This window comes from Nonomuraea mesophila (genome assembly GCF_004352805.1).
GTDB classification, from domain to species: Bacteria; Actinomycetota; Actinomycetes; order Streptosporangiales; family Streptosporangiaceae; genus Nonomuraea; species Nonomuraea longispora.
Genome location: NZ_SMLD01000284.1, coordinates 1 through 6706 on the forward strand (window position 1 = coordinate 1; position 6706 = coordinate 6706).

Below are 6706 nucleotides of genomic sequence, written 5' to 3' on the forward strand. Positions count from 1 at the left end.
GTGGGGGCCTTGGGGAGCGGGGCGGGTTCGAGGAGTTTGGCGAGCTTGCTGGATGAGGCCGAAGGGGTCGCGCCCGCCTTCCTGAGCCGTTCGCCGACCTTGGCCAGCAGCGCCTTCTTGCCACCTTCGAGCAGCTCGGCCTCGACCTCGCGCCACCGCACAACCATGGGTTCCTCGCCGAACACGGTGCCCTTGACGCGGTCGTCGGCGAGCTCGATGAGCCTGGCGTCGCCGTCGAACAGGACCGTGACGCTCCTGCGCGTGTCGAGCTGGGCGACGGGCTGGAGCTCGGCGCCGCGGGTGAAGGCGCGGACGAGCTCGGCCAGTTCCGCCGGCACGATCTTGGTGCTGCGGGTGAGGGGGTGGGTGATCTCCTGACGCACGCCCTTGGCCTTGGGCAGCTTCAGGTGCCAGCCGCTGTCGGCTCCGCCTCGCCGTCGTCTGAGAGTGACACCGCGGGAGGCCAGCCGCAGATCGGGCGTGTCGTAGTAGAGGGCCACGAGCTGGTGAGTCTTCGGACCAACAATCTCGGCCAGCCCACTCAGGTCCGGAATTTCATACTCTGCGGGGACATCGAACTTGTCCTCGATCTCGATACCCACGACACCTCGCAAAAGTCCGGCATCGGATCATGATGCACCCTTAGGTAAACATCATACGAATTGCAGGAGCTCGATTCTGTTGCCCACCGGGTCGGAGACGTAGATGCGGCGGAAGCCGGGAAAAAGGTCGTCCGGCACGGCTCCGGGGAGCCTCGCTGCGTAGGCGTCGAGGTCGTCGACCAGGAAAGCGGGGTGGGCCTTGCGCGCGGGCCTGAAGTCGTCCTCGATGCCGAGATGCACCTCCACGCCCTCGCCCCTGAACCACGCGCCGCCGCGCCTGGCGAGCTCGGGCGGCTTCGGCACCTCCCGCAGGCCGAGCACGCCCGCGTAGAACTGTCGCAGCAGCGGCTCGCTTCCCGCGGGCGCGGCGAGCTGAACGTGGTGCAACGCTCTGATCATTACCGTTCCCTCCTTGTTTCTGCAGCATGATCCTTATTTCTGCAGCACGACGAAGATCCTTCTGAACGGGAACGGCGTACCGAAATCCCTGGCCGGATATGCGTCGGCGAGCAACGGGGCGAGATCGCGCTTGAACCGCCGCTGTTCGCCCGGGGCGAGGCGGTCGAGAATCGGGCGCAGCGCGGTGCCGGACACCCAGTCGAGCACCGGATTCTCGCCTTGGAGCACGTGGACGTAGGTCGTCTCCCACGCGTCGACCTGGGCGCCGCCCTGGTTGAGCAGATCGAGATAGTCGAGGGGATCGCCGACCGGATTGCCCCTGGGCACGTCGCTGAGCCGGTCGGACCAGGCTCGGGAGGCGCACAACTCGCGGATCGCGACGTGGCTGGGCGCATCGAAGTTGCCCGGCACCTGGAAGGCCAGCCAGCCTCCGGACGCCAGATCCTCGACCCAGTGCTCCAGCACGGAACGATGCTCGGGCACCCACTGCAGCACGGCGTTGGAGACGATCACGTCCACCGGCCGGTCGGGCCGCCAGGTGGCCACGTCGGCCACCGCGAATCTGCCCTTCGTCTCCAGCCGCCGCGCCTTGGCGATCATCGCCGGCGAGGAGTCGAACCCCTCCAGGGTCGCGCCCGGCCAGCGCGCCTCCAGCTGGGCGGTGAGCTCACCACTGCCGCAGCCGGCGTCCACCACATAGTCGGGCTCGACCGCCCCCACCCTGGAGACCAGCTCGATGAACGGCCGCGACCGCTCGTCCGCGTAGACGGCGTACGTTACCGGATCCCAGATATCTCTCGACATGAAGATAATTGATATCGAGAGATATATCTCGATGTCAAGACAGTACACTTCTGTGTCATGACCGAGGATGCGAGAGACGAGGTCGACCGCCTCGTCGCGGCCTGGCGAACCGAGCGCCCCGACCTCGACGTCGAACCACTCCAGGTGCTTTCCAGGGTGTCACGACTGGCCAAGCATCTCGACCGGGCTCGACGGGCGGCGTTCGCCGAACACGACCTGGAGCCGTGGGAGTTCGACGTGCTGACCGCACTGCGCCGGGCCGGCAAACCGTACCAACTCAGCCCAGGTGCCCTGCTGCGGGCCACACTCGTGACCTCCGGCACCATGACCAACCGCATCGACCGCCTCGCCCAGGCCGGCCTCGTACGGCGCCGTCCCGACCCCGACGACCGGCGCGGCGTGCTCGTCTCCCTCACCGACACCGGCCTCGCCCGCGTCGACTCCGCCTTCTCCGACCTGCTCCGCCGCGAACACGACCTGCTCTCCAGCCTCGGCCCCACCGACCGGCGCGCCCTCGCCGGCCTCCTCCGCACCCTCCTCGCCCCATTCGACTCACCCACGTGACCCGGCCTCATCCGCCGGCGCATCGAGACGGGCTTCCCTCCGCTTCTCCCTCCGGACAGGTCACGAACCCACCGAACCCGCCCATCCCGGCCGTCATTCACCCGGAAGCCTGATCGACGTGGCCGTCCGGTGATTTGATCTTCTCCGCGCAACGCGACGCGCTGCGGCCCAGCTCGCCTCCCTCCGCGCAGCCCAATGCACCGCGGCCGGCCCGCCACCCCTCCGCGCAACCCGATGCACCACGGCCGGCTTGCCTCCCCTTTGCGGGTCAGCTCTCCCTTGGTGCGCCCTATTTCTGTTTACGGCACCGCCAAGTTACCCGCCCCGCCGACGCCGGTCGCCCTCCGTCACGCGCCGGTCGTGAAGGCCAACAACGCACTCGCCGTTACGAGCGCCCCTTCACCGTCCGCTTCGCTGCGGCGGCACCGGGACGTCAGGGGTGGGATCAGTCGCCGAGGCGGTCGGCGGTCTCCAGCCACTCGGCTTCGATGGAATCCTTCTGAGCGGTGATCTCGCGGAGCTCGGCGTCGAGGGTGCCCAGCCTGGCATAGTCGGTGGCCGCTTCAGCCATGGCGGCGTGCAGCTTGGACTCCTGGTCGCTCAGCTTGTCGAGCTGGCGTTCGAGGCGGTTGAGCTCCTTGCGGAGTTCGCGCTCCTCCTTGGCGGACAGCCCGCTCGGAGCGGGCTGCGCCGGACCCGCATCCGGCGCTGGGGAGCCCGTGGCGGTGGGGCTCGTGGTCGTGGTGGTGGTGACGCCGGCCACGCGGGCCGTCAGCGCCGTACCGGCCGCGCGGCGTTCGAGATATTCGTCGACCCCGCCGGGTAGCAGCGACAACTTGCCGTCGCCCAGCAGCGCCACGCAGCGATCGGTCACCCGCTCAAGGAAGTAGCGGTCGTGGCTCACCAGGATCAGCGTGCCGGGCCAGCCGTCCAGCAGGTCTTCCAGCTCGTTGAGCGTCTCGATGTCGAGATCGTTGGTGGGCTCGTCGAGCAGCAGCACGTTGGGGTCGTCCATGAGGAGCCGGAGCAGCTGCAGCCGACGCCGCTCGCCACCCGACAGGGAGCCCACGACCTTCCACTGCGCCTCGCCCTTGAACCCCAGGCGTTCGAGCAGCTGGGACGCCGTCCACTCCTTCTTGCCGACCTGGAGATATTTGCGGATCTCCTCGACCGACTCCAGCACCCGCCGCTCCGGGTCGAGCTCGGCCAGCTCCTGCGACAGGTGCGCCAGGCGTACCGTCTTGCCCCTGACCACCCGGCCGTCGTCCGGCTTGACCGTGTCGGCGAGCAGCCGCAGCACCGACGACTTGCCCGACCCGTTGACCCCGATCAGTCCGATCCGGTCCCCCGGGCCGAACTGCCACGTCAGGTGGTCGAGCACCAGCGGTCCGCTGCCGGGCCCGCCCGCGTGCAGGGTGACGTCCTCCAGGTCGTAGACCGTCTTGCCGAGGCGGGCCGCGGCGAACCGCATCAACTCCACGGTCTCCCGCGCCGGCGGCTCGTTCGCGATCAGCGCCTGGGCGGCCTCGACGCGGAACTTCGGCTTGGACGTGCGGGCGGGCGGACCGCGCCGCAGCCAGGCGATCTCCTTGCGCATGAGGTTCTGGCGGCGTTCCTCGGCGGCCTGGGCGATGCGCGCCCGCTCCGCCTTCGCCAGCACGTAAGCGGCATATCCGCCCTCATACCGTTCGACCCGTCCGTCCACGACCTCCCACGTACGGGTGGACACCGCGTCGAGGAACCACCGGTCGTGCGTCACGACCACCAGCGCGCTCTTCCGGCCGGCCAGATGCCCGGCCAGCCAGGCGATGGCCTCGATGTCGAGGTGGTTGGTGGGCTCGTCGAGCATGATCAGGTCATGGTCGTCGATGAGCAACTGCGCCAGCGCCGTACGCCTGCGCTCGCCACCGGACAGATCGGCGGCCCTGGCGTCCAGGTCGAGATCGCCGATCAGGTTGGACAGGATCTCGCGGACCCGCTGATCCCCCGCCCACTCGTGCTCCGCCAGCCCGCCGAGCACGATCTCCTTCACGGTGGCGTCGGGGTCGAGCGTGTCCTGCTGCGACAGGAAGCCCACGCGCAGACCGCGGTTGTGGGTGACCCGACCGGTGTCCGGCCGCACTGCCCCGGCGATGACGGACAGCAGGGTCGTCTTACCTCCCCCGTTGCGCCCGACGACCCCGATGCGCTCCCCCGCCTCTACGCCCAGGGAGATGTCACTGAGGAGCGGTTTGGGCCCGTAAGCATGTGAAACCGACTCAAGGTTGACCAGATTCATGGCATACCCAGCGTATCGGCTCGCCGCCGGTCACCCGACAGCAAAGAGCCATCCGGCGTTCCGGGCATGCTCCGCCGCCCTACGGGTCAGCCGACGCTTGGTGCGGTGACCGCTCGTACAGTCCCCGCTCGTGCAGTGACCGCTCGTGCAGTGACCGCTCGTGCAGCGACCCTACGTACAGGGGCCGCCAGTGCGGTGCTCGTTCGTGCGGTGCTCGTTCATGCGGTGCTCGTTCATGCGGTGCTCGTTCATGCGGTGCTCGTTCATGCGGTGCTCGTTCATGCGGTGCCCGGTCCGTGCAGTGGCCGTCCGTGCAGTGCCCATACCCGGTCGAGCGGTACCCGGTCGTGTGGTGGCCGGTCGTGTGGTGGCCGGTCGTGTGGTGGCCGGTCGTGTGGTGGCCGGTCGTGTGGTGGCCGGTCGTGTGGTGGCCGGTCGTGTGGTGGGGGTTAGAGGAGGGTGGCTCCCGCGACGGGGCCGTGGGCGGGGACGGCGGTGTGGGCGGCGCCTGTCGTGGTCAGGCCCCGGGCCAGGTCGCGGGCGTGCAGGGCGTCGATGGCCAGGAACGCGCACGTCGGGCCGGAGCCGGAGACGATCGCCCCGAGCGCCCCGTGCTGGCGTCCCGCTTCGAGGGTCGGCGCGAGTTCCGGGCGGAGGCTGAGCGCGGCCTCCTGGAGGTCGTTGCTCAGGTGAGCGCCCAGAGCGTAGGCGTCACCGGTGCCCAGGGCCTCCATCAGTGCATCGTCGAGCTGGGGCCAGGGCACCTCGGCAGCCGAGGCAGCCCTGAGGCGGTCGCATTCCGCGTAGACGCCGGCGGTGGAGAGCCCGCCGTCCGCCAGGGCGAACACCCAGTGGAACGTGCCCCCTGTGGGCAACTCGCTCAGCTGCTCGCCACGCCCCGTGCCCACCGCGGTGCCCCCGAGCAGCGAGAACGGCACGTCGCTGCCGAGGTCGGCGGCGATCTCCATGAGGTCTTCGAAGGGCAGCCCGAGCCCCCACAGCTCATTGCAGGCCACCAGCGCACCCGCCGCGTCGGCGCTGCCGCCCGCCATCCCGCCGGCGACCGGGATGTCCTTCCGGATGAGCAGGTCGGCGCCGTAGCCGCGGCCCGCGTGTTTGGCGAGCGCACGGGCGGCCCTGATCGCCAGGTTGCTGTCGTCGACCGGCACCTGACCGGACCACTTCCCCGGCACCGACACGGTGATCGCCTCGGACTCCTTGGCCGTCACCTCATCGAAGATCGATACGGCGTGAAAGACGTTGACCAGGTCGTGGAAGCCGTCCTCCCTGAGCGGGCCGACAGAAAGTTGCACGTTGACCTTCGCAGGCACACGCACGGTCACCGAACTCATCGATCTTCTGCCACTTCCATCGCTTGCCGGGGTCAAGGACACTCGATGTTATCGGGGCCTGCCGCCCTGACATGCGGTTGTCGGAAGATGGCGCTGGGTGGCGGCGGCCTTGCCACACGTAGAGTCAAGGTCATGGGCTTGTGCCCCGATCTCAATCGGTTACGAATCGTGATGTCTCGTCGCCGGAGCTTCACCGCGTTCGGCGCTCGCCGGGTGGTCGGGGTTGGTGAATGAGGAGGGCTGGGGCGTTGGCCGATGTGACGGTGATCGAGGTGCCGCAGTGGCGGGGGTCGGGAGCTCCCACGGCACAACGACTGCGGGAAGGTGCGCGGTTGCTCGCCGACATGGTGAACGCCGATCATCAGGTGCCGGTGGACGCTGATGACGATCTCATCGAAACCGCCGCCAGGGTGCGCGAGGCGGTCCAGCGGGTGCGTGGTGGGCTGATGGTCACCGCGGGTGGGGACTGCGGGGTCGAGTTGGAGCCTGTGGCGGCGGCCAGGAAGCGGTTCGGGGATCGGCTGGTGGTCGTCTGGTTCGACGCTCATGGGGATGTCAGCTTCTCGGCCCTGAAGGGACCGAGCTTGCAGCTCCTCGCCGTCGATGGCTTCGACGGCTCAGGCCGCGTCAGGCAGCGTGACTCACTGCCCAGCCCGCCACACCGCGTGAGGCGATGTTGCGGGCCGCGTTGACGTCGGCGTGCTCAG

The 6706-nt window shown here is 69.1% G+C and carries 7 protein-coding genes; 2 read left to right on the forward strand and 5 right to left on the reverse strand.

The window, feature by feature from the left end; translation table 11 throughout:
* The 3 genes from E1295_RS46325 to E1295_RS46335 form a co-directional block, all read right to left on the reverse strand.
* A partial coding sequence (locus E1295_RS46325) for a CYTH domain-containing protein (RefSeq protein ID WP_132641505.1) occupies nt 1-602 on the reverse strand: 602 nt, incomplete at its 3' end.
* Nucleotides 603-653: 51 nt separating this feature from the next.
* On the reverse strand, nt 654-1001 hold the full coding sequence (locus E1295_RS46330) for a VOC family protein (RefSeq protein WP_132641507.1): 348 nt from the start codon (nt 999-1001) through the stop codon (nt 654-656).
* A gap of 33 nt (nt 1002-1034) precedes the next feature.
* Nucleotides 1035-1805: a trans-aconitate 2-methyltransferase gene (locus E1295_RS46335; RefSeq protein WP_246081208.1), complete on the reverse strand. Its 771-nt coding sequence runs from the start codon at nt 1803-1805 to the stop codon at nt 1035-1037.
* A gap of 57 nt (nt 1806-1862) precedes the next feature.
* On the opposite strand from E1295_RS46335, the gene E1295_RS46340 reads away from it, so the two are divergent.
* Nucleotides 1863-2369, forward strand: coding sequence for a MarR family winged helix-turn-helix transcriptional regulator (locus E1295_RS46340; RefSeq protein ID WP_132641509.1), 507 nt, complete (start codon nt 1863-1865; stop codon nt 2367-2369).
* A 445-nt stretch (nt 2370-2814) separates the two neighbouring features.
* Here E1295_RS46340 and E1295_RS46345 read toward each other — a convergent pair whose 3' ends face one another.
* Both E1295_RS46345 and E1295_RS46355 read right to left on the reverse strand, forming a co-directional pair.
* Complete coding sequence (locus E1295_RS46345) at nt 2815-4647, reverse strand: ABC-F family ATP-binding cassette domain-containing protein (RefSeq protein ID WP_132641511.1); 1833 nt, start codon at nt 4645-4647, stop codon at nt 2815-2817.
* A gap of 449 nt (nt 4648-5096) precedes the next feature.
* Entirely contained in the window at nt 5097-5999 is a 903-nt protein-coding gene (locus tag E1295_RS46355) for a 4-(cytidine 5'-diphospho)-2-C-methyl-D-erythritol kinase (RefSeq protein ID WP_132641513.1), read from the reverse strand.
* A gap of 332 nt (nt 6000-6331) precedes the next feature.
* Here E1295_RS46355 and E1295_RS46360 point away from each other — a divergent pair, with 332 nt between their 5' ends.
* Nucleotides 6332-6691 carry an arginase family protein gene (locus tag E1295_RS46360; RefSeq protein WP_220449245.1) on the forward strand — a complete coding sequence of 120 codons (360 nt, stop codon included), beginning with the start codon at nt 6332-6334 and terminating at the stop codon, nt 6689-6691.
* The last annotated feature ends 15 nt before the right edge of the window (nt 6692-6706 follow it).

What these genes read in the sequence shown, in the direction of transcription:
- E1295_RS46330 (WP_132641507.1), bottom strand. Translation starts at nt 1,001, where the DNA reads ATGATCAGAGCGTTGCACCACGTTCAGCTCGCCGCGCCCGCGGGAAGC.
- E1295_RS46335 (WP_246081208.1), bottom strand. Translation starts at nt 1,805, where the DNA reads ATGTCGAGAGATATCTGGGATCCGGTAACGTACGCCGTCTACGCGGAC.
- E1295_RS46340 (WP_132641509.1), top strand. Translation starts at nt 1,863, where the DNA reads ATGACCGAGGATGCGAGAGACGAGGTCGACCGCCTCGTCGCGGCCTGG.
- E1295_RS46345 (WP_132641511.1), bottom strand. Translation starts at nt 4,647, where the DNA reads ATGAATCTGGTCAACCTTGAGTCGGTTTCACATGCTTACGGGCCCAAA.
- E1295_RS46355 (WP_132641513.1), bottom strand. Translation starts at nt 5,999, where the DNA reads ATGAGTTCGGTGACCGTGCGTGTGCCTGCGAAGGTCAACGTGCAACTT.